21 protein-coding genes and 1 riboswitch are annotated in these 22626 nt (G+C 58.9%); of the genes, 14 read left to right on the top strand and 7 right to left on the bottom strand.

The window, feature by feature from the left end:
* Positions 1–38: 38 nt before the first annotated feature.
* From hpxZ to hpxW, 4 genes are read right to left on the bottom strand one after another with little or no spacing between them, the layout of a single operon-like run.
* Positions 39–425 (bottom strand): oxalurate catabolism protein HpxZ, encoded by a 387-nt coding sequence (hpxZ, locus tag C5687_RS15465; protein ID WP_104557279.1) that lies wholly within the window; start codon positions 423–425, stop codon positions 39–41.
* Positions 422–1819: an AtzE family amidohydrolase gene (locus C5687_RS15460; RefSeq protein WP_104557278.1), complete on the bottom strand. Its 1398-nt coding sequence runs from the start codon at positions 1817–1819 to the stop codon at positions 422–424. Before C5687_RS15460 ends, hpxZ begins: the two co-directional genes overlap by 4 nt.
* The gene (gene hpxX, locus C5687_RS15455; RefSeq protein WP_104557277.1) at positions 1816–2004 is read right to left on the bottom strand and encodes an oxalurate catabolism protein HpxX; all 189 of its coding nucleotides are present in this window, start codon (positions 2002–2004) and stop codon (positions 1816–1818) included. Before hpxX ends, C5687_RS15460 begins: the two co-directional genes overlap by 4 nt.
* Before the next feature lie 10 nt (positions 2005–2014).
* Positions 2015–3598: an oxamate amidohydrolase gene (hpxW, locus tag C5687_RS15450; protein ID WP_095451678.1), complete on the bottom strand. Its 1584-nt coding sequence runs from the start codon at positions 3596–3598 to the stop codon at positions 2015–2017.
* A 142-nt stretch (positions 3599–3740) separates the two neighbouring features.
* On the opposite strand from hpxW, the gene hpxU reads away from it, so the two are divergent.
* From hpxU to hpxK, 7 genes are all read left to right on the top strand, one after another.
* On the top strand, positions 3741–4580 hold the full coding sequence (hpxU, locus tag C5687_RS15445) for a MurR/RpiR family transcriptional regulator HpxU (RefSeq protein ID WP_047958226.1): 840 nt from the start codon (positions 3741–3743) through the stop codon (positions 4578–4580).
* Between the two features lie 191 nt (positions 4581–4771).
* A complete protein-coding gene (locus C5687_RS15440; RefSeq protein WP_095451679.1) occupies positions 4772–5554 on the top strand; it encodes a transporter substrate-binding domain-containing protein in 783 nt (260 codons plus the stop codon).
* Positions 5555–5558: 4 nt separating this feature from the next.
* Positions 5559–6224, top strand: a complete 666-nt coding sequence (locus C5687_RS15435; RefSeq protein ID WP_025755908.1) for an amino acid ABC transporter permease — start codon at positions 5559–5561, stop codon at positions 6222–6224.
* On the top strand, positions 6224–6880 hold the full coding sequence (locus C5687_RS15430) for an amino acid ABC transporter permease (RefSeq protein WP_162299948.1): 657 nt from the start codon (positions 6224–6226) through the stop codon (positions 6878–6880). Before C5687_RS15435 ends, C5687_RS15430 begins: the two co-directional genes overlap by 1 nt.
* Positions 6861–7598: an amino acid ABC transporter ATP-binding protein gene (locus C5687_RS15425; RefSeq protein ID WP_023327069.1), complete on the top strand. Its 738-nt coding sequence runs from the start codon at positions 6861–6863 to the stop codon at positions 7596–7598. Before C5687_RS15430 ends, C5687_RS15425 begins: the two co-directional genes overlap by 20 nt.
* A gap of 13 nt (positions 7599–7611) precedes the next feature.
* On the top strand, positions 7612–8853 hold the full coding sequence (locus C5687_RS15420; protein WP_104557275.1) for a pyridoxal-phosphate-dependent aminotransferase family protein: 1242 nt from the start codon (positions 7612–7614) through the stop codon (positions 8851–8853).
* The gene (gene hpxK, locus C5687_RS15415) at positions 8820–10085 is read left to right on the top strand and encodes an allantoate amidohydrolase (RefSeq protein ID WP_274378553.1); all 1266 of its coding nucleotides are present in this window, start codon (positions 8820–8822) and stop codon (positions 10083–10085) included. Before C5687_RS15420 ends, hpxK begins: the two co-directional genes overlap by 34 nt.
* On the opposite strand, the gene C5687_RS15410 is transcribed toward hpxK, so the two are convergent.
* Complete coding sequence (locus C5687_RS15410) at positions 10082–11197, bottom strand: ABC transporter ATP-binding protein (protein WP_104557273.1); 1116 nt, start codon at positions 11195–11197, stop codon at positions 10082–10084. The two genes, hpxK and C5687_RS15410, sit on opposite strands and share 4 nt — an antisense overlap.
* A gap of 321 nt (positions 11198–11518) precedes the next feature.
* On the opposite strand from C5687_RS15410, the gene C5687_RS15405 reads away from it, so the two are divergent.
* From C5687_RS15405 to C5687_RS15380, 6 genes are all read left to right on the top strand, one after another.
* Positions 11519–12733: an extracellular solute-binding protein gene (locus C5687_RS15405; protein WP_104557272.1), complete on the top strand. Its 1215-nt coding sequence runs from the start codon at positions 11519–11521 to the stop codon at positions 12731–12733.
* Positions 12734–12790: 57 nt separating this feature from the next.
* The gene (locus C5687_RS15400; RefSeq protein WP_104557271.1) at positions 12791–14095 is read left to right on the top strand and encodes a carbohydrate ABC transporter permease; all 1305 of its coding nucleotides are present in this window, start codon (positions 12791–12793) and stop codon (positions 14093–14095) included.
* An 11-nt stretch (positions 14096–14106) separates the two neighbouring features.
* Positions 14107–14958, top strand: a complete 852-nt coding sequence (locus tag C5687_RS15395) for a sugar ABC transporter permease (RefSeq protein ID WP_025755901.1) — start codon at positions 14107–14109, stop codon at positions 14956–14958.
* Between the two features lie 2 nt (positions 14959–14960).
* Positions 14961–16163 carry a glycoside hydrolase family 53 protein gene (locus C5687_RS15390; protein WP_104557270.1) on the top strand — a complete coding sequence of 401 codons (1203 nt, stop codon included), beginning with the start codon at positions 14961–14963 and terminating at the stop codon, positions 16161–16163.
* 28 nt (positions 16164–16191) lie between these two features.
* Positions 16192–18249, top strand: a complete 2058-nt coding sequence (locus tag C5687_RS15385; RefSeq protein ID WP_104557269.1) for a beta-galactosidase — start codon at positions 16192–16194, stop codon at positions 18247–18249.
* A 143-nt stretch (positions 18250–18392) separates the two neighbouring features.
* Complete coding sequence (locus C5687_RS15380) at positions 18393–18635, top strand: PTS sugar transporter subunit IIB (RefSeq protein ID WP_013097212.1); 243 nt, start codon at positions 18393–18395, stop codon at positions 18633–18635.
* Between the two features lie 104 nt (positions 18636–18739).
* Here the strand turns inward: C5687_RS15380 and C5687_RS15375 are convergent, their stop codons facing one another.
* A complete protein-coding gene (locus C5687_RS15375) occupies positions 18740–20005 on the bottom strand; it encodes a maltoporin (RefSeq protein WP_104557268.1) in 1266 nt (421 codons plus the stop codon).
* A gap of 269 nt (positions 20006–20274) precedes the next feature.
* On the opposite strand from C5687_RS15375, the gene C5687_RS15370 reads away from it, so the two are divergent.
* Positions 20275–21351, top strand: coding sequence for a LacI family DNA-binding transcriptional regulator (locus tag C5687_RS15370; RefSeq protein WP_104557267.1), 1077 nt, complete (start codon positions 20275–20277; stop codon positions 21349–21351).
* Between the two features lie 42 nt (positions 21352–21393).
* On the opposite strand, the gene C5687_RS15365 is transcribed toward C5687_RS15370, so the two are convergent.
* A complete protein-coding gene (locus C5687_RS15365) occupies positions 21394–22395 on the bottom strand; it encodes a magnesium transporter (RefSeq protein WP_045284640.1) in 1002 nt (333 codons plus the stop codon).
* Positions 22396–22456: 61 nt separating this feature from the next.
* Positions 22457–22626, bottom strand: a riboswitch (M-box (ykoK) riboswitch).

The raw sequence follows: 22626 nt of genomic DNA, 5'->3' as shown, positions 1-22626 counted from the left end.
CCTTACCCGGCCTAAGGGCCAACGTTGGCCCGGTGGCCCTACGCCATCACACTCACCTGCGCCGCCACAATCCGCCACCCGTAGGCAAACCGCACCCACGTCTGCTGCTGGCGGCCAATGCGCTGCGTGCCCTCGCGGGTAAATTCGGTGCTGCACACGGCATAATCCTCCCCGAAGGTGGTGATGATGGTGTGACGCAGCGTCCGCTGCAGCCCGGCGGCAGGGCGCGCCGCGCGAAAGGCGCGGATTTCATCAATCCCATAGAGATTTTCACCCGCCCCCAGACGCACCGTGTTTTTGTCGTGCCAGAACAGCTCGTCCAGTACCGCAATGTTGTTGCTCACCAGCGCGTCTTCATAGCGGTAAAAGGCGGCCGTCACTTCCGCCACCACCCACGGGAGGTTGATGTCATCGTGATTCATCATACCGCTACCTCCGCCGGGCGGGCATCGGTGATTCCATTCTCCTCCAGCACGCGCGCGACGCGCAGGCAGGCCTGCTCGTTAAACGGCGCGGCAATGAGCTGCAGGCCAATGGGCATTCCCTGCGCGGTGCGCAGCGGTACGGTGGTCACGGGCAGGCCTAAAAACGAAATCGGCTGGGTCAGCATCCCCATGCTGGCGCGAATCGGCAGCGGCTGGCCGTTAATCTCCATGGTTTGCTCGCCCGCCAGCGTGGCGCTGCGCGGGGTGGCCGGGGCGATCAGCACGTCGGCCTGCGCGAAGAGGGTCTTAAACGCCTGCCGGGCATGCGCGCGAAACCGCTGGGCCTGAATGTACCAGGCGGAGGGGATCATCGCCCCTGCCAGCAGCCGCTCGCGGGAGTGCGGCTCAAAACGCTCCGGCTCACGGCGAAGCGCGGGCAGGTACTGATTTCCCCCTTCGGAGGCGCTGATGATAAACGCCGCGGCGCGCGCCAGTTCGGCCTCCGGGAAGTGCAGTTCATCCTGCACGTCGAGCGCCTTCGCCACCCGCGCCACGGCATCTCTGGCCTGGGCGTCACACCAGGTGGTGAAGTAGCCGCCGAGCACCGCGCAGCGCAGGCCCTCCAGGCCGCGGTCGAGCAGGGGACGCGTCTGTTCATGCGGATGTTCTGCCTGAAAACCATCGCTGCTGTCCCGCCCCTGCAGCGCGTCGTACACGGAGGCCAGATCGCCCACCCGACGGGCGAAGGGGCCGATATGATCCAGGCTGGCGACAAAGGGATGGCTGCCGGAGCGCGACAGGCGACCAAAGGTGGGCTTCAGGCCATAGATCCCACACAGGGAGGCCGGGACGCGTATCGAACCGTTGGTGTCGGTGCCGAGCGAAAAGTGCACCAGCCCGGCGGCCACGGCGGCGGCCGAACCGCCGGATGAACCGCCCGCAATGCGCGTCAGGTCGTGCGGGTTACGCGTCGTGCCGTAGTGGCTGTTTTCGGTGGTAAAGCCGTAGGCGTAGGCGTCCATATTCACCATGCCGGTCAGCAGCCCACCCGCGCTGCGCAGCTGGCGCACCGCGAAGCCGTCAGCGGCTGCGGCAGGGCGCTGGCTGAACAGTTCAGCCCCGGCGAGAGTGGTGTGGCCGGCAACGTCAAACAGGTTTTTCACCGCGTAGGGCACGCCCGCCAGCGGCGGCAGCGGACGCTTTTCGCGGCGCAGGGTGTCGATATTGTCCGCCTCGGCGAGCATGCGCGCTTGCGTCACCGTGGTCCAGGCGTTGATCTGCGGGTTAACCTTCGCAATCGTCTCCAGCGTCTGGCGGGCGATCTCGCGGGCGCTCAGCTCGCCTGCGCTGAGCGCCTGCTGAATGTCGCTGATACTCATCTCGTGTAGCGTCATGCTTTATACACTCCTGCAATCTCCAGACGGTCGTCGAGCGGTAGCGCCATCAGCGGCGCGGCCATGCCGGCAATGCGGCTGAACTGCAGATGCAGCTCGGCGCGGCGGGCCTCATCCAGCGCAATGCCAAGCACGGACTCCATTTGCGCCAGATAGGCGTGCCACTCAGCTTGTACGTCGTTCATTATTTTCTCCTCAGAATCCGGTGGCGGCGCCGTTGCTGCGTGGGTCGAACGCGCCTTCAAACAACCCGTTCGGGTGGCGTACTATCGCACCCGCGTGGCCCATGGCTTCGCTAAAGTCCGGGAACAGCTCCACGTCGTGACCGAGCCCCTGCAGGCGTGCGACAGTCTCGGGAGAAAAACGGCCCTCCAGTTTTAAGGTGTCCGAGGTTTGTCCCCAGGTGCGCCCCAGCAGCCAGCGCGGGCGGGAGATGCTCTCCTGCAGCGGCACGCCCTGAACCACGTAGCGGGTAAAGAGGGCGGCCTGGGTTTGCGGCTGTCCGTCGCCGCCCATTGAGCCGTAGACCATCACCCGCCCATCCTTAAGACGTGCCGCCGCCGGGTTGAGGGTATGGAACGGTTGTTTACCCGGCGCGAGGGCTAAAAGATGATTGGGATCGAGACTGAAAGAGGCGCCGCGGTTCTGCCAGACGATGCCGGTATCGGGCAGCACCACGCCGCTGCCGAATTCGTGATAAATGCTCTGAATAAACGACACGGCCAGGCCGCTGCTGTCCATCACCCCCATCCACACCGTATCGCCGGGGCCTTTGCCGGCTCCCCACGGGGCGGCGCGGCTGTCGTCAACCCTGTCGGCAAGCACCTGAAGGGCAGCGGGGTCCAGCAGGCGCTGAATATCGGTTTTCAGCTCGCGCGGGTCGGTGATATGGGCATCGCGCAGGCCAAAGGCCAGCTTGGTGGCTTCAACAATGCGGTGAAGGGTGTCGGCGTCGTCGGCGTCCGCCATGTTCAGCCGGTCGGTGATGCCGAGGATCGCCAGCGAGACCAGCCCCTGGGTCGGCGGGGCGAGGTTAAACACCTCCCCCTGCTGATGCTGCAGCGTCAGCGGCGTGGTGCGCCGGGCTGCGTGGGCGTGTAAATCGGCCAGCGTCACGGGCAGGCCCAGCGCCTCCATACCGTGCGCCAGCACCTCCGCCAGCGGACCGCGATAGAAGCTGTCCAGCCCGTCCTCCGCCAGCCGCTTAAGGGTGGACGCCATCGCCGGTTGATAAAAGCGGCTCCCGACCTCTGGCGGCTGACCGTTCACCAGCCAGGTTTCCGCAAAACCGGGGATATCTTTCAGCTCGTCGAATTTACTCGCCGTGGCGTGAGCCTGAGAGGGCGTGACCGGCGTGCCGTGTTGCGCATACTCAATGGCGTCGGTCAGCAGGCGGGGCAGCGGCAGCGATTTACCGGTCATTTCACGTGAGACCTTAAGTGCCTCGTCCCAGCCGCTGACCGTTCCGGCGACGGTGAGCGCCGCCTGAGGTCCGCGATGGGGAATATGTGCCAGCCCGTCGTAGGCGGCGAGCGTCGCGCACGATCCCGCCGCGCCGCTGGCATCGATGGCGATCGGCTCGCCCTGCGGCGGAACGATAAGCCAGAAGCCGTCACCGCCGAGGCCGTTCATATGCGGGTAAACCACGGCGATGGTCGCCGCCGCCGCCACCATCGCTTCGATGGCGCTGCCGCCTTCGCGCAGCACCGCCAGCGCGCTCTGGCTGGCAAGATGGTGGGGCGCAACGGCCATTCCGCGTGTGGAAACATTACTGTGCATGAAGAGTCCTCATAACCCTGAAGGTCACAAGGCGCTGCAAAAGTTGTTCCAGTTCTGAAAGAAAAGTTTCAGTAAACTGGCACGTATCATGATACGTATAATGAAAAGCAAAATGTGATGAAACAAAAGTTACAGAGGCGCTATGGAACAGTTAGATGAACGTCTGAAAGCACAATACCCGTCGCTGTCGCCGCAGGAGCAGCGGGTGGCGGATTTTATTTTCGATCATTTTGACGACCTGATCGGCTACAACAGCGCCGAGCTGGCGCAGCTGAGCGGGGTGTCGAAAGCGACCGTCAGCCGTCTGTTTAAGCGTCTGGGCTATGAGAAATATAAGGACATGCGCGACGAGTTGCGCACCCTGCGCCAGAGCGGGATGCCGCTTACCGACAACCGCGACGCGGTGCAGGGCAACACGCTGCTGGCGCGCCACTACAAGCAGGAGATGGCGAACCTGACCCAGTGGGTTAATGCCCTCGACGCGCAGCAGTTTGCCGAGGCGATGGCCTGTATGGTGAAGGCGCGTCGCATTGTCATCATCGGCATGCGTAACGCCTATCCGGCGGCGCTGCACCTGCGCCAGCAGCTGCTGCAGGCGCGCGGGCAGGTGCTGGTGCTGCCGCAGCCGGGGCAGAGCCTGAGCGAGGAACTGGTGGATTTAACGCCCGACGATCTGGTGGTCATGATGGCCTTTCGCCGCCGCCCGCGCATTATCCGCCCGCTGATGCAGCAGCTTCAGAGCAGCGGCATTCCGGTGCTGCTGATGTGCGAGCCGCAGGCCCACAGCCTGTTTCCGCTGGCGAGCTGGCAGCTCTGCGCCCCACTGGACAGCGTCTCGGCCTATGACAGCTATTCGTCCGTCAACAGCCTGATCAACCTGCTTTCAAATGCCTTGCTGCATGAGATCCTCGATAAAGGCCGCCCGCGCATTCACGATATTGCCTCTCTCTACCAGCAGCTGGATGAACTGGAACAACGATAATGGGGCATCAGGCTGGTGCTTTGCATTGAAATGGTGCAGAACGGCGGGGCGAAAATGGGGCACATTTTCGCCCCGCCCGCGTTTTATCAGGCGTTAACAGAAAATTCTCTGCGCTGCGTTATCTGGCACATTAGTTGCAAAAACACATTCAAAGAATCTTTTGTTTCATGTTAACGTTACGGGGAAGCACCATGAAAAAACTGTTAATTGCACTGGCCGGGGCCGTCTGTCTGTTCACCAACCTGCCGGTAAAGGCTGACCAGCTTCAGGATATCGAGAAGCGCGGCACTATTCGTATCGCCGTACCGCAGGACTTCCCGCCGTTTGGATCGGTGGGGACCGATCTCCAGCCGCAGGGCTATGACATCGACATGGCGCGCTACCTGGCCAAGCAGATGAAGCTCAAGCTGCAGCTGGTCCCGGTGACCAGCGCTAACCGCGTGCCGTACCTGCAAACCGATAAGGTGGACCTGGTCATTTCCAGCCTCGGGAAAAACCCGGAGCGCGAGAAGGTGATCGATTTTAGCCGCGCCTACGCGCCGTTCTTCCTCGGCGTGTTTGGCCCGAAAGGCGCCGAGCTGAAAGATGCCGCCGCCCTGAGCGGAAAAACCATTGGCGTGACGCGTGGAGCAGTGGAGGACATGGTGCTGACCAGCCTGGCACCGAAAGATGCCAACGTAAAACGCTACGAAGACAATAACACCACGCTGTCGGCGTATCTCTCCGGGCAGGTGCAGTACGTGGCAACCGGTAACCTCGTGGTGGCGGCCATTTCGCGTCAGAACGCGGCGAAAGCCCCCGTGCCGAGCTTTATGCTGAAAGACTCGCCGTGCTTTATTGGCCTGAAGAAGAACGAACCAGCCCTGAAGGCAAAAGTGGACGCGCTGATTGAGCAGGGTATTAAGGACGGCACGCTGAACGGCCTGTCCGAGCAGTGGCTGAAGGCTCCGCTGCCGGCAAACCTTGGCGCCTGAGCCGATGACGGAGCAACTTGATTTCTCCGCGCTCTGGCCGCACTGGCCGGAGCTGCTGGCGGGGCTGTGGGTCACCATTCAGCTAACGGTGCTGGCGACCGTGGGCGGGCTGGCGACAGGTATTTTCGGGGCGGCGATCCGAAGCGGACGCCCAACGTGGTACAGCCGGATCTGGGGTGGGTACGTCGAGATCATCCGCAACACGCCGTTCGTGGTGCAGCTGTTTTTCATTGTCTTCGGCCTGCCGAATCTGGGGCTGAAGATGACCGCGGGGGAAGCGGCGCTGCTGGCGATGGTGGTGAACCTCGGCGCGTACAGCACCGAGATTATCCGCGCCGGGATCCAGGTGACGCCGAAAGGGCAATGGGAGGCCGGACGCGTGCTGGGGTTGACCCGCCTGCAGACCTTTATCCGCGTGGTGCTGCCGCCCGCGCTGCAGCGCATTTACCCGGCACTGGTGAGCCAGTGCATTATTGTGATGCTCGGCTCGTCGGTGGTGTCGCAGGTCTCGTATGAAGAGCTGACCTTTGCCGCCAACCTGATCCAGTCCAGAACGTTTTTGAGCTTTGAGGTTTATCTGGTGACAACCGGGATTTACTTAGCGCTGTCGATTACCCTGCGCCAGCTGATGATGGCCGCAGGACGCAAATGGCTGGGGGTGCAGGCATGATGACCACCTTTACCGACTGGGACATTATTCGCAACCTGCTGCTGGCCGGGCGATGGACGGTGCTGCTGTCGCTGGTGGCGTTTGTCGGCGGCGCGGTGGTGACGCTGCCGCTGTTGCTGCTGCGCCTGACGGGCGGACGCACGGTGAAGCGCATCATTCGTGGCTATATCGAGCTGTTTCAGGGCACGCCGCTGCTGATGCAGCTGTTCCTGGCCTTCTTCGGCGTGGCGCTGTTTGGTATTGACGTTTCGCCGTGGACCGCCGCCTCGCTGGCGCTCACGTTCTACACCAGCGCGTTTTTACTCGATATCTGGAACGGATGTATTCGCGCGCTGCCGAAGGGGCAGTGGGAGGCGTCTCGCTGCCTCGGGCTGACCTTCGGCCAGACGCTTTATCGGGTGCTTGCTCCGCAGGCGCTGCGGATTGGGATTGCCCCGACGGTCGGTTTTGCCGTGCAGGTGATCAAGGGTACCGCGCTGGCGTCGATTATCGGCTTTGTTGAGCTCACCAAGGCCGGGACCATGCTGACCAACGTGACCTATCAGCCGTTTAAGGTCTTTGCGCTGGTGGCGCTGGGCTACTTTATTCTGTGTTATCCGCTGTCCCGCTACAGCCGCTATCTGGAGACGAAATTCAATGCCTCTCATCACCATTAATCAGGTGCAGAAGTACTACGGCGATAACCACGTGCTCAAGGGCGTCGATCTGGATATCGACATGGGCCAGGTGATTTCCATTATCGGGCGCAGCGGATCGGGCAAAAGCACGCTGTTGCGCTGTATTAACGGCCTGGAAGGCTATCAGGACGGCAGCATCAAGCTGGGCGGCATGACCATCACCGACCGGGACTCTCAGGCGCGTGAAATCAGCCGCTCGGTCGGAATGGTGTTCCAGAGCTTCAACCTGTTTCCGCACATGACGGCGCTGGAGAACGTCATGCTCGCCCCGCGCCGGGTACTGAAGAAAAGCGCCGCCGAATGCCGGGCGCTGGCGCAGCAGATGCTGGAGAAAGTCGGTCTCGGCGACCGTCTGGATTACTACCCGTCGAGCCTCTCCGGCGGCCAGCAGCAGCGCGTGGCGATTGCCCGGGCGCTGGCGATGTCGCCGAAAGTATTGCTCTGTGACGAGATCACCTCCGCGCTCGACCCGGAACTGGTGGGCGAAGTGCTCAAAGTGCTCGAGCAGCTGGCGGCCGAAGGGATGACGCTCATACTGGTTACCCATGAAATGAATTTCGCCCGCGAAGTGGGCGACCGCGTGGTGTTTATGCACCAGGGGAAAGTCTGGGAGCAGGGCGACAGCAAAACGCTGTTCGCCAACCCGCAGACCACCGAACTGAAGCAGTTCATCTCCTCCGTGCGCGGCCTCAACTGATAAGGACTGAACAATGGATATCGCACACTTTCCGCAAATCAATCCGCCGCAGCGCCTGCTGATGGGCCCGGGCCCGATCAACGCCGACCCGCGCGTGCTGCGCGCCATGTCGAGCCAGCTGATTGGCCAGTACGACCCGGCTATGACCCACTACATGAACGAGGTGATGGCGCTTTATCGCGGGGTGTTCTGTACAGAGAACCGCTGGACGATGCTGGTGGACGGCACCTCCCGCGCGGGGATTGAAGCGATTCTGGTCTCCGCCATTCGCCCCGGTGATAAAGTGCTGGTGCCGGTGTTTGGCCGCTTTGGTCACCTGCTGTGCGAAATCGCCCGCCGCTGTCGGGCAGAGGTGCATACCATCGAGGTGCCGTGGGGCGAGGTGTTTACCCCGGACCAGATAGAAGATGCGATTAAACGTATTCGTCCGCGCCTGCTACTGACCGTGCAGGGCGATACCTCCACCACCATGCTGCAGCCGCTCGCGGCGCTTGGCGAGATCTGCCGCCGTCACGATGTGCTGTTTTATACCGATGCCACCGCGTCGCTCGGCGGCAACGCGCTGGAGACCGACGCCTGGGGGCTAGACGCGGTGTCGGCCGGGATGCAGAAGTGTCTCGGCGGCCCGTCGGGCACGTCGCCGATCACCCTGAGCGCGCGGATGGAGGAGGCGATCCGCCGTCGCAAATGCGTTGAGGAGGGCATCCGTACCGACGCCCACCGCGACGGCGACGAGGAGATGATCTACTCCAACTACTTCGATCTCGGCATGGTGATGGACTACTGGGGGCCGGAGCGTCTGAACCATCACACCGAAGCGACCACCGCGCTGTTTGGCGCCCGCGAATGCGCGCGGCTGATCCTGCAGGAAGGGTTGGATAACGGCATCGCGCGTCATAAGCTGCATGGTGACGCTTTGCTGAAGGGCATTCAGGCGATGGGGCTGGAGACCTTCGGCGACCTGAAGCACAAGATGAACAACGTGCTGGGGGTGGTGATCCCGCAGGGGATCAACGGCGACCAGGTGCGTAAGCTGATGCTGGAAGATTTCGGCATCGAAATCGGTACCTCGTTTGGTCCGCTGCACGGCAAGGTGTGGCGCATTGGCACCATGGGCTATAACGCACGCAAAGACTGCGTGATGACCACCCTGAGCGCGCTGGAGTCGGTGCTGAACTACCTGAAATTCACGACCTCGCAGGGGGCGGCGATGCAGGCCGCGTGGGACCACTATCGCCGCGAGACGCCACTGTGAGCCCGGCAGAACGGGTGATGGCACGTGCCGACGCGCTGGCCGCCATCAGCGAAACCCCGGACGGGCTGACGCGGGTGTATCTCTCCACGCAGCATCTGCAGGCCAACCAGCTTGTTGGAGAGTGGATGCGCCAGGCGGGCATGACCGTCTGGCAGGACAGCGTGGGCAATATCTGTGGACGCTATGAAGGCCAGCAGGAGGGGGCGCAGGCGGTGCTGCTCGGATCGCATCTGGATACCGTGCGCAACGCCGGGCGCTACGACGGCATGCTCGGGGTACTCACGGCCATCGAAGTGGTGGACAGCCTGCACCAGCAGGGCGTGCACCTGGCCCAGGCGATTGAGATTGTCGGCTTTGGTGACGAAGAGGGGACCCGTTTTGGTATCACCCTGCTGGGCAGCCGTGGTCTGACGGGAACCTGGCCGCAGGGCTGGCTGGAGACGTGCGATGCCCAGGGCATCAGCGTGGCGCAGGCGATGGTGCAGGCAGGACTCGACCCCACCCGCGTGGGGCTGGCGGCACGCCATCCGCACGATTTCAGCGCCTGTCTGGAGCTGCACATCGAACAGGGGCCGTGCCTGGAGCAGGAGGGGCTGGCGCTGGGCGTGGTGGAAGCCATCAACGGCGCGCGCCGCCTAAACTGCCGCTTCACCGGCGAGGCCGGGCACGCCGGTACCGTGCCGATGGCTCACCGTAAAGATGCCCTGGCCGCTACCGCCGAATGGATGGTGCTGATTGAAAACACCACCCGGCAAGCCGGCGGCAATCTCGTGGCGACAGTGGGGGAGTTACGCTGTCTGCCCGGTGCGGTTAACGTCATACCCGGCGAGGTTACGCTCTCGCTGGATATTCGCGGCCCGCAGGATGCCCCGCTGGACGCGCTACTCGCTGAACTGCTGGCGCAGGCGCAGGCCATCGCCGCCCGTCGCGGGTTACGTTTTGGCGCCGAGGAGTTTTACCGGATCGCCGCCACGCCGTGCGATGCGCGTCTGCAGCATCTGCTGGGCGACGCCGTTGAATCGGTGCAGGGGCGTACCGTGTCCCTGCCCAGCGGCGCCGGGCACGACACCATCGCCCTGGCAGAGCGCTGGCCGGTGGGGATGCTGTTTGTGCGCTGCAGGGGCGGCGTCAGCCATCATCCGGCGGAATCGGTGATGGCTGAGGATGTCGCGCTGGCGATTGAGGCGTTTGGGCGGGCGGTGAGAAAGCTGGCTGACGGTGGCGCGGGTTAAGCCACCGAACGCACCGCATCGTCGATATCTGCGCTCACCCGCACATCCTGCTCGTCAAACACCATGCAGTGACGGTCGTCAAACGCCACGTCTATCTTCTGCCAGGGCGCGAACTTCACGTCGCCCGGCAGCAAGATCTTCACGTTGTCATGGCCGTAGCATTGTCCAAACAGGTAAGTGTTGTTCCCCAGCCGTTCCACCACTTCACAGTTAAATTCCAGCGGCGTGCCGCGCTTAACGTCGGTGGTTAAATGTTCCGGACGAATGCCCAGTGTGACCTGACTGCCCGGCTGCAGCGGTGTGGTGGTTATCGCGAGCGTGAGCGACTTCTGCTGTGACAATCTTACGGTGAGCTTGCCCGGCTGCCAGGCTTCGACGGTGGCGGGCAGAAAGTTCATCTTCGGAGAACCGATAAACCCGGCGACAAATTTATTCGCTGGTTTGTAATAGAGATCCATTGGCGCGCCCATCTGCTCAACCTTGCCATAGTTCATGACCACGATTTTGTCCGCCAGCGTCATCGCTTCTATCTGGTCATGTGTCACATACACCATGGTGGTTTTCAGCTCCTGGTGCAGTCGGGCGAGGTGCAGGCGCATTTCGACGCGCAGTTCAGCATCCAGGTTAGAGAGGGGTTCATCGAACATAAAGACGCGCGGGTTACGCACGATGGCGCGACCAATCGCCACGCGCTGGCGCTGCCCGCCGGACAGTTGTTTAGGTTTACGGTCCAGCAGGTGTGAGAGCTGCAGCGTTTTTGCCACCATCTCCACCTGATGACGGATCTGATCTTTCGGGACTTTATTCACCTTCAGACCGTAGCCCATGTTTTCCGCGACGGTCATATGCGGATAGAGCGCGTAAGACTGAAAGACCATTGCCACGCCCCGGTGAGAAGGGGCGACGTCATTCATCACCTCATTACCGATTAAGACTTCACCTTCGCTAATCTCCTCCAGACCCGCAATCATGCGCAGCAGGGTCGATTTACCGCAGCCGGAAGGGCCAACAAAAACGGCAAACTTCCCGTCTTCAATCTCCAGATTCACGTTGTGTAAGGTAACGGTGTCGCCAAAGCGCTTGGTGACATTCCTCAATTGTATGTTCGACATCAGTGTTCCCCGAGTAAATCGCCAGTTATGTTTTACGTATAACAATTGTGTTTGACATGGCTGGACGGTGCAATTTGTCTGTGTTGACTATAACTTCCAGTATTCATGGGCCCTATACAGATATTCCATTAATGTTATGACGATCACACAACTCGCAGTTTTTTGTAGAGTTATCATGATGTGAAGGGTAGCGTATACCAAGCCAAAGGCATTTGATGTCATACGTGCAGCATCGGATTTAATGCGTTATTTGATGAGGTGGGTAAGGCGTTTGATGCGATAACAACCATAAAATTGTTATACCTTCACATGAGGTTGAACATGAAAAAGAACATTCTCGCTGCGCTTATCCTCTCTACGCTCGCGATGCAGGTCCACGCCACCACGCAGCTTAACGTCTGGGAAGACATCAAGAAGTCGTCCGGCATAAAGGATGCGGTCGCCGACTTTGAAAAACAGTACGACGTTAAGGTTAACGTGCAGGAAACGCCTTACGCTCAGCAGCTGGAAAAATTGCGCCTGGACGGCCCGGCAGGCATTGGCCCGGACGTGCTGGTTATTCCTAACGATCAGCTGGGCGGTGCCGTGGTGCAAGGGCTGCTGACCCCTCTGAATCTGGAGGCTAAGCAGACAGAACAGTACACCCCGGCCTCAATCAATGCCTTCAGAATGGATAATGCCCTCTACGGCGTGCCGAAAGCGGTCGAGACGCTGGTTCTGATCTACAACAAAGACCTCATCGACAAGCCCCTGAACACACTGCAGGACTGGTATGACTTTTCGAAACAGCAGCGCGCGAAAAACCAGTACGGCCTGCTCGCCAAGTTCGACCAGATTTACTACAGCTGGGGGGCAATCTCCCCGATGGGCGGCTACATCTTCGGTCAAAACGACAAAGGCGGCTATAACGCCAGCGACGTTGGCCTGAACAAGCCGGGTGCGGTAGAGGCCGTGACGTACCTGAAAAAATTCTACGCCGACGGGATCTTCCCTGCCGGGATAGTCGGCGACAACGGTCTGAACGCCATCGACTCTTTGTTTACCGAGAAGAAAGCAGCAGCCGTGATCAATGGGCCGTGGGCATTCCAGCCGTATGAAGCGGCAGGCATCAACTACGGCGTTGCGCCGCTGCCAGCGCTGCCGGACGGCAAGCCTATGAGCTCTTTCCTTGGGGTGAAAGGCTACGTGGTCTCCACCTGGAGCAAAGACAAAGCGCTGGCGCAGAAATTTATCGAATTTATTAACCAGCCGCAGTACGTCAAAACCCGCTACGTTGCCACGCGTGAGATCCCGCCGCTGACGGCGATGATCGACGATCCGATTATCAAGAACGATGAAAAAGCGAGTGCCGTCGCGGTACAGGCCGCGCGAGCCTCCGCCATGCCGGGCATTCCGGAGATGGGCGAAGTGTGGGGGCCAGCCAACGCCGCGCTGGAGCTGAGCCTGACCGGCAAACAGGATCCTAAAGCCGCGCTGGATAGCGCAGAGAAACAGGTCCAGATGCAAATCGAAGCCATGCAGGCCAGCAACCAGTAATGTTCTGACGTCGCCGAACGGGAGGCTGCTCTCCCGTTTTTTTGAAAGGAGTTGTCTGTGAGTATCATCCCGGAAAATTTTGCCAGACCGCACGGGGCCGGGCGTCATGCCTGGACTGGCCTGCTGCTGGCGGTTATCCCTGGCTTCGGTCAGTTCTACCATCGCCAGTGGCTGAAAGGGGGCATCTTCCTGGTGATGCTGGCCAGTTTTATCGGCGTATTTGCCGATTTTCTGCGCGAGGGGCTGTGGGGGCTGGTGACGCTGGGCGAGGAGGTGCCGCGGGACAACTCCATCTTCCTGCTGGCTGAAGGGATCATCAGCGTATTGATTGGCGCGTTTGGCGTCGTGGTGTATGCCCTGTCGATGCGGGATGCGTGGGTCAATGGCCGTAAACGTGATGAAGGCTTACGGCTGAACAGCGTGCGCAAGCAGTATCAGATGCTGCTGAGTGACGGCTTCCCGTATCTGATGATCACCCCTGGCTTTATCCTGCTGGTGTTTGTGGTGGTCTTCCCGATACTGTTCGGCTTTGCCATTGCGTTTACCAACTACAACCTGTACCACACGCCGCCGGCTAAGCTTGTAGACTGGGTCGGGTTTAAGAACTTTATCAATATCTTCACGCTCTCGATCTGGCGTTCGACCTTCTTCGATGTGCTGCAGTGGACGGTGGTCTGGACCCTGCTTGCCACTACGCTGCAATGTTCGGTAGGCGTGCTGCTGGCCATCCTGGTCAACCAGAAGGATCTGCGCTTTAAACCGCTGATCCGCACCATTTTCATTCTGCCGTGGGCGGTACCGGGTTTTGTCACCATTCTGGTGTTTGCCGGGATGTTCAACGACTCCTTTGGGGTGATCAACAACGCCATACTGGCCTTCTTCGGCATTGCGCCAAAAGCGTGGATGACCGATCCGTTCTGGACCAAAACGGCGCTGATTATGATGCAGACCTGGCTCGGCTTCCCGTTTGTTTTCGCCATGACCACCGGCGTGCTGCAGGCCATTCCGGACGATCTCTACGAAGCGGCGACCATGGACGGTGCCAGCAGCGCGACGAAGCTGCGCACCATCACGCTGCCGCTGGTGCTGTACTCGATTGCGCCGATTCTGATCACCCAGTACACCTTCAACTTCAATAACTTCAACATCATCTATCTGTTCAATAACGGCGGACCGGCGGTGGTGGGGTCGAATGCGGGTGGGACGGATATCCTGGTGTCGTGGATCTACAAACTGACGATGTCCTCTTCGCAATACGCGATTGCGGCGACCATCACTATCCTGCTGTCGATCTTTGTCGTCGGGCTGGCGCTATGGCAGTTCCGCGCCACGAAATCGTTCAAAAATGACGACATGGCGTAAGGAACGTAACAATGGCTCAATCACAAAGTATTAAACGTGAGAAGTGGGTACGCCTCTCGCTCTCCTGGCTGGTTATCGCACTGGTCTCGACAATCATCATTTACCCGCTGGTGTGGACGGTCGGCGCGTCGTTTAACGCGGGAAACAGCCTGCTGAGCTCGTCGATTATTCCCGAGAACGTCTCGGTGCAGCATTATGCCGACCTGTTCAATGGCCAGGTGAACTACATGACCTGGTACTGGAACTCGATGAAAATCAGCTTTCTGACCATGGTGCTGACCTTAATCAGCGTCAGCTTTACCGCCTACGCGTTTTCGCGCTTTCGCTTTAAAGGACGCCAGAATGGGCTGATGCTGTTCCTGCTGCTGCAGATGATCCCGCAGTTCTCGGCGCTGATTGCCATCTTCGTGCTGTCGCAGTTGCTGGGTCTTATCAACAGCCATCTGGCGCTGGTGCTGATCTACGTAGGCGGCATGATCCCGATGAACACTTACCTGATGAAAGGCTACCTCGATGCCATCCCGAAAGATCTGGATGAATCCGCGCGCATGGACGGGGCCAGCAACTTCCGGATTTTTATCGAGATCATCATGCCGCTTTCGAAGCCGATTGTGGCGGTGGTGGCGCTGTTCTCCTTCACCGGGCCGCTGGGAGATTTCATCCTCTCCAGCACCATTTTGCGCACCCCGGACAAATACACCTTACCCATTGGGCTTTATAACCTGGTGGCACAAAAAATGGGTGCCAGCTACACCACCTACGCGGCAGGCGCGGTCCTGATTGCCGTACCGGTGGCGATCCTCTACCTGGCGTTACAAAAATACTTCGTCTCCGGCCTGACCTCCGGGAGTACCAAAGGATGATCATGAAAAGACTCAAACCTGCTTTGCTCGCCGTTTGCCTCTCATGTGGCCTTGCCGCGAGTGCGTTTGCTGCCGACGCGGTAAAAACGCGTCCCTTTAACGCCATGCCGGCGGATTTTATTAAGGGGGCGGATATTTCGACCCTGCTGGAAGCAGAACAACACGGCGCGAAATTCTATAACCAGAACGGCCAGCAGCAGGACGCGATTGCTATCCTCAAAGCTAACGGCGTGAATACCGTGCGCCTGCGCCTGTGGGTAGACCCGCAGGATGCGAGCGGCAATACCTACGGCGGCGGCAGTAACAACCTGGAAAACACGATTGCGCTGGCGAAGCGCGTGAAGGCGCAGGGGCTGAAGCTGCTGCTCGACTTCCACTACAGCGATTTCTGGACCGATCCGGGCAAACAATTCAAGCCAAAAACCTGGGAGAAGATGGACTACCCGCAGCTTAAAACGGCGATCCATGACTACACCCGCGACACCATTGCCCGTTTTAAGAAAGAGGGCGTCCTGCCGGACATGGTGCAGATCGGTAACGAAATCAACGGCGGCATGCTGTGGCCGGAAGGAAAAAGCTGGGGGCAGGGCGGCGGCGAATTTGACCGCCTGGCCGGGCTGCTCACTGCCGCCATTGGCGGGCTAAAGGAGAACCTGACCGACGGCGAGCAGGTGAAAGTCATGCTGCATCTGGCCGAAGGCACCAAAAATGACACCTTCCGCTGGTGGTTTGATGAAATCACCAGGCGCAACGTGCCGTTCGATATTATCGGCCTGTCGATGTACACCTACTGGAACGGCCCGATAAGCGCGCTGAAAGCCAATATGGATGACATCAGCAGGCGCTATAACAAAGACGTGATTGTGGTGGAAGCGGCCTACGGCTATACGCTCGACAACTGCGATAACGCCGAAAACAGTTTCCAGGCGAAAGAAGAAAAAGACGGCGGCTATCCGGGCACCGTTCAGGGTCAGTACGATTATATTCACGATTTAATGCAGGCCGTTATTGATGTTCCGGACCATCGCGGCAAGGGCATCTTTTATTGGGAGCCCACCTGGATTGCCGTCCCGGGTACCACGTGGGCGACCAAAGCCGGCATGAAATATATCCATGACGAATGGAAAGAGGGGAATGCCCGTGAGAATCAGGCATTATTTGATTGCCAGGGAAAAGTGCTGCCATCAATAACGGTATTTAAATAATTTTATCTCCATTCAGGACGTTGTAAATATGAATAAATTTGCGCCTTTAAGCCCAAAGGTCGCGGCGTTATTGCATGGCGCCGACTATAACCCGGAGCAGTGGGAGAATTACCCCGGTATTATTGAGAAAGATATCGCCATGATGCAGCAGGCGAAATGTAATGTCATGTCGGTGGGCATATTTAGCTGGGCAAAACTGGAGCCGCGTGAAGGGGAATATGATTTTGCGTGGCTGGATAATATTATTGAAAAATTGTATGCGGCAGGTATTCATATTTTCCTGGCGACGCCAAGCGGCGCGCGTCCGGCGTGGATGTCGCAAAAATACCCTGAGGTGCTGCGCGTCGGGCGCAACCGCGTGCCCGCGCTGCACGGAGGCCGTCATAACCACTGCATGTCATCTCCGGTGTACCGTGAGAAGACATTCACCATTAACCGTCTGCTGGCGGAGCGTTATTCCCACCATCCGGCGGTGCTGGGCTGGCATATCTCCAATGAGTACGGCGGTGAATGCCACTGTGATCTGTGCCAGGCACGCTTCCGCGACTGGCTGAAAGCGCGTTACAAAACCCTCGACGCGCTGAACCACGCGTGGTGGAGCACCTTCTGGAGCCATACCTATACCGACTGGTCGCAGATTGCGTCCCCCGCGCCGCAGGGAGAAGTGTCGATTCACGGCCTGAACCTCGACTGGCGTCGCTTCAATACCGCGCAGGTGACCGATTTCTGCCGCCATGAAGTGGCCCCGCTAAAAGCCGCGAATGCCGAACTGCCGGTGACCACCAACTTTATGGAGTATTTCTACGACTACGACTACTGGCAGCTTGCGAAGGCGATCGACTTTATCTCCTGGGACAGCTACCCGATGTGGCACCGGGAGAAAGACGAAACGGCGCTTGCCTGCTACACCGCCATGTATCATGACATGATGCGCAGCCTGAAGGGCGGTAAGCCTTTCGTGCTGATGGAGTCGACGCCGAGCACCACCAACTGGCAGCCAACCAGCAAGCTGAAAAAGCCGGGGATGCATATTCTCTCGTCAATGCAGGCGGTGGCGCACGGGGCGGATTCGGTGCAGTACTTCCAGTGGCGTAAAAGCCGCGGGTCGGTGGAGAAATTCCACGGCGCGGTTATCGACCACGTGGGCCATCTGGATACCCGCGTCGGGCGTGAAGTGACGCGCCTGGGCGAGATGCTGGCACGCCTGTCGGGGGTGGTCGGCTGCCGTACCGAGGCCCGGGTGGCGATCGTCTTCGACCAGCAAAACCGCTGGGCGCTGGACGATGCCGAAGGTCCGCGCAATATGGGAATGGAGTACGAAAAAACCGTCAACGAACACTATCGTCCGTTCTGGGAAAAAGGCATCGCGGTGGATGTCATTGACGCTGACGGCGATCTGAGCCAGTACGCGCTGGTGGTGGCCCCCATGCTTTACATGGTACGCGAAGGGTTTGCCGGGCGGGCAGAAGCCTTTGTGGCCAATGGCGGGCATCTGGTGACGACCTACTGGACCGGCGTGGTGGATGAGACCGATCTCTGTCATCTGGGCGGTTTCCCCGGGCCGCTGCGCAAGCTCCTGGGGATCTGGGCAGAAGAGATCGACTGCCTGGGTGAGGGGGAGCGCAATCTGGTTCAGGGGCTGGCGGGCAACGCGGCCGGCCTGCAGGGGCCGTATCAGGTGCGGCATTTATGCGAGCTGATCCACGCGGAGTCCGCACAGGTGCTGGCGACCTACCGCGATGATTTCTACGCCGGTCGCCCTGCGGTCACGGTCAACCGCGTCGGTAAAGGCAAGGCGTGGCACGTCGCTTCGCGCAACGATCTGCCGTTCCAGCGCGATTTCTTCGCCGGGATTATCAACGAGCTGGCGCTGCCGCGCGCCATCGAGAGTGAACTCCCGCCGGGCGTGGTTGCCACGGCGCGCACGGATGGCGAAACCCGCTGGGTGTTTGTGCAGAACTACACGGCACAGCAGCAATACATCACGCTGCCGCAAGGGTATACCGACTGCATGACAGACGCCGCCGCCGCGGGCGATACCGTGCTGCTGCCGTGGGACTGTCGGGTGCTCAGGCGTAAAGCGTAGTGCGGTTTTATTGCCGGGTGGCGCTGCGCTAACCCGGCCTTCCCAACCCGTAGGCCCGTGCAAGCGCAGCGCCGCCGGGCAAAAAGGCAAAGAGCCTGCTCCACGAGCAGGCATTTTTTTATCTGCATAGAATGAGGCGTATTATGGACAGTCAAATTACCCAGCGTTTAATTCCCGCGTTTGGCGGTGACGATAATATCGAACACGTCGAAGCCTGCATTACCCGCCTGCGCGTGACGGTTAAAGATTTAAATAAGGTTGACTCTGAGGCGTTACAGAATGAAGGGGCGCTGGGCGTAATTATTATCGGTCAGCAGGTGCACGCCATCTTTGGCAGGCAGTCTGATGCCTTACGTCAGTTATTAGATGAACACTTTAATCAGTAAATATAAAAAAGGGATAGCCAAAATAATGGCTATCCCTGAGCAGAGATATACGCTGCAATTAGCTGGAGATACAATAACGATTAACGCATTTTAAAAATGAAGATTTACCACCAGGCTTCGACCTGCACCCCAAAGTTCCAGGTATTATTCGCGGTGCCGTCCTCGAAGGATTTCCCTTTTTCGGAATCATTCAGGTAAGACGCAAACACACGCAGTTCCGGACGCGACATAAAGTCAGGGCCATCGGCCAGGCCGAGGGCAAGGGTGTATTTCTCGCCGCTCTGCTTGTAGTCAGACCCGTCGGTGTAGGTGTCTTTCTGGTAGAAACCACCCACTTCGCCAATCAGGCGGACATACTCGGTAAACTGGTACTGCGCGCGGCCGACAAGGGAAATCAGGCGCGATTTATCGGTATATTGCGTAGTGTCGTCCGCCGAACCCCAGGTCAACACGTGGTTGAAGGAGAGCTTGTCGGTAATGGGAATTAAGCCGGTATTGATCACGCGGTAGCCGCTGGCATCATTCACATCGTTCCACATGTCGTACCAGCCGCCCCCCTGGGACACCATGTTCTGTGCCAGGCCTTTGTTGGCGTACTGCAACACCAGCTTGTTGTATCCTCCCAGCATGTCCTGGCTGATCTCGCCGGTTACCATCACGCCGTTGTCGGCCTCGTACAGCCCGCCGTGCTCTTTCTGCTTGTTGGTCGGGTTTGGCATGGCGTAGTCGATGCCGACTTCGGTCCAGGCGCCTGCCCACGGTTTCCAGCCCGCATAGCGCAGATCGATATAGTTGATGTTCACGTCGTTATCACCGTCAACGCGGTAGTCCACGTCGTTGGCATCGCCGCGGATCCACGCCACGGAGACCGCGCCGGGGCCGAGCGTATAGTTCTCAATACCTGCGCCGGATCCCGATATATTCCAGTATTTGGTGTCGATGATGTGCAGGTCGTGGCGCTGGTAATAGCGCTTCCCACCCCAGATCACCGCGTTGGGATCGCCCGGAATCAGCCCCTTGATCTGCAGGTTCAACTGACGCAGGCCAAACTGGGCATCGTCGCCAAAGGTGGTTTCGTTATCGTTAGAGCCGTCAGACACCATGCTCACCATGCTGTCGAGATAAAAGCTTACGTCGTTCTTTTTATAAACCTCAGAGCCCAGTTCCAGCTCGCCGTAGGTATCGGCTTCGTTACCCAGACGGCCAATTTTATTCTTCTGCCACTCCTCCATCCCACCATCCCGTGAGACGCCCACGCCGGAGCGAAGATAGCCATGGAAATCAATCGGTACCGAAGATGCGGCAAACAGCGATGGAGACGCTAACGCGGCAGCCAGCGCAACGGATACAGAGCGGATCGTCGTGTTCATTGTTACCCTCTTATTGTTTTGTAATACGTTCACAAATCCGCTGTCATAAAATGCCTAAACCTTTTGTCTGGCAATTGCATGATCATAAATGTGTGATTAAGTGCAAATAAAATAGACAATTTTGTATCAGATAATGAGATTTGTCGCAGGTTGTGTCATTGTGAGCGTCATACTTTTTGATGGTGTTGTGTCAGTGAAAAGAGGGCGGTAAGCGTTTTTTTTCAGCGCCCCTGTTACAATCAGCGCATAACAACATAAGGAACCGGACCATGAAGTCGAAAAGCGCAACGTTAGAGGACGTGGCACGCCATGCTGGCGTCTCCTATCAGACCGTGTCCAGGGTACTGAATAAATCTGCCAATGTATCCGACGCCACGCGTAGCAAGGTGGAGAAATCCATAGAGTTATTACGGTATGTGCCCAACCGCCTGGCTCAGCAGCTGGTCGGCAAACAGACCCAGACTGTCGGACTGGTGACGATTTCGCTCGCATTGCATGCCCCTTCTCAGGTGGCTGCGGCGGTAAAATGCTATGCGAATGTGGAAGGTTATCAGGTCCTGATTTCAATGATTGATGAGAACGTCAATCACAGTATTCAGGATTCTATCAACGAGCTGAAGTCCCAGTTGGTGAGCAAGGTGATCATTAACGTGCCGCTGGAGGCCGAAGAGGCGCAAAAAATCGCGACTGACAACGATGATATTGTCTGTCTGTTCCTGGATGTCGACCCGTACAGTTCCGTGTTTAACGTTTCGTTTAACCCGGCGGACGGCACCCGCGCCAGCGTTAAATACCTTTACGAACTGGGCCATCGCGACATCGCCCTGCTGGCCGGGCCAGAGACCTCTGTGTCGGCACAGTTGAGGCTAAAAAGCTGGATCGAAACCCTGAAAGGCTACGGCCTGGAACCCGCCTCGGTGATCCGCGGCAACTGGGATGCGCAGAGCGGGTATGCCGGTGCGCTGCAGATGCTGCGTGAAACGCCGCAGTTTTCCGCCGTGCTGGTGGGCAACGACCAGATGGCGCTGGGCGTACTGAGCGCCTTCCACCAGCAGCAGATTTCCATTCCGGGCGAGAAGTCGGTGATTGGCTATGATGACACTTACGAAAGCTCGTTCTTCTACCCGGCGCTGACCACGGTCTCACTGGATTTAGATCTGCAGGGTAAAGAGGCGGTGCGCCGCATTCTGGACAGCGGCGAAGATAATGCGTTGCGTATGTCCTCGATTTTACCTGCCCGTCTGGTGGTGCGACAGTCTACCGGGCCGAAAGGAGAGAAGGGGAAAAACCTCCAGGCGCTGGCCCAGCAGTTGCGTGAGATTGCGCATCAACTGGGTGATGTGTAGCACAGTGAGCACCGCAATCACGGGAAAGCGGTGCTCGCAAGATCACTCCAGCCCCAGGGTATATTGCGCGATTTTGAAGTAAATAATCAGCCCGGTACCGTCGATAAGCGTCGCGATAAACGGCGCGGAGACAACCGCCGGGTCAATGCCGCAGCGCTTGAGCACCATCGGGATCACGGACGAGACGATGGCGCTCCACAGCGTAATGCACACCAGCGTCAGGCTGACGATAAGCGTGATTTCCAGCCCAATTCCCATCATCCAGGCCCGGATGCACCCGGCAAGGCCCAGCGTGGCGGCAATCATCAGCGACGTACTCATCTCTTTACGCAGCACGCGTCCGACATCGCGCAGGTGCACCTCTCCCAGCGCCATGGCGCGCACCAGCGTGGAGGTGATCTGGGTTCCGCTGTTGCCACCTGTGCCAATCAGCAGCGGGATAAAGAACGCCAGCGCGATGGCGGACTCCAGCGCCTCTTCGAAATGCTGAATGACCGAGCTGGTGTAGGCTTCGGCGACAAACAGCAGCAGCAGCCAGACGGAGCGTTTTTTCCACAGATTAAAGGCGCTGGTTTCCAGATAGGGCTTCTCCAGCGGCAGCGTCGCCCCCTGAAGCTGGGCATCTTCGGTAACGTCATCTTCCAGCAGATGGGCGATTTCCCGTTCGGTCAGGCAGCCGACGAGCTTCCCGTGGGTGACCACGGGCACGACATCCGCGTCGCCATGGGCCAGCAGTCCGGCCACGTCGGCACGTTCATCCTCCGGTTTGACCTGTAAAAATTGCGAAATCATCAGCGATTTCACCGGCTGTACCGTATCGGAAGTCTGCAGCAACTGGCGCACGGCAATCATCCCCGCCAGGCGGCCATGGTCTTCAATAAAAATATGCGACGGGATATCATCGTCTTTTAATTTTTCGAAGAATTGCTCGCGCGCCAGCGCCACGCATAATGAAATATCGAGGACGATAAAATCGGTATTCATATACTGCGCGATGGCGCTGTCATTGAATGTCGGGTTCTGGTTGTGAATAGCGTAAGACATAATGAATTCCCTTTGAATAATAAAAATCTCTCAGGGGCGAGCAAGACAGGGCATGTCGAAGAGGAGATCCCCACGTCCTGGGTTCAGCACTGTACACCGTATCCCGCAAGGGAAGTTATACTGACAAAGCCTTGATTCGACAGTGCCTGTTTTACCCTGTGCCGGTTCTCTCGAACCCACCAGAGCGATAACGTGTATTTGTACAGGAGCCTCGCCATAACGAGATCGTTG

Source organism: Enterobacter sichuanensis, from assembly GCF_002939185.1.
Lineage (GTDB): Bacteria > Pseudomonadota > Gammaproteobacteria > Enterobacterales > Enterobacteriaceae > Enterobacter > Enterobacter sichuanensis.
Note: the sequence above shows the minus strand (reverse complement) of the source record. Positions and strands in the feature narration are given on the sequence as shown.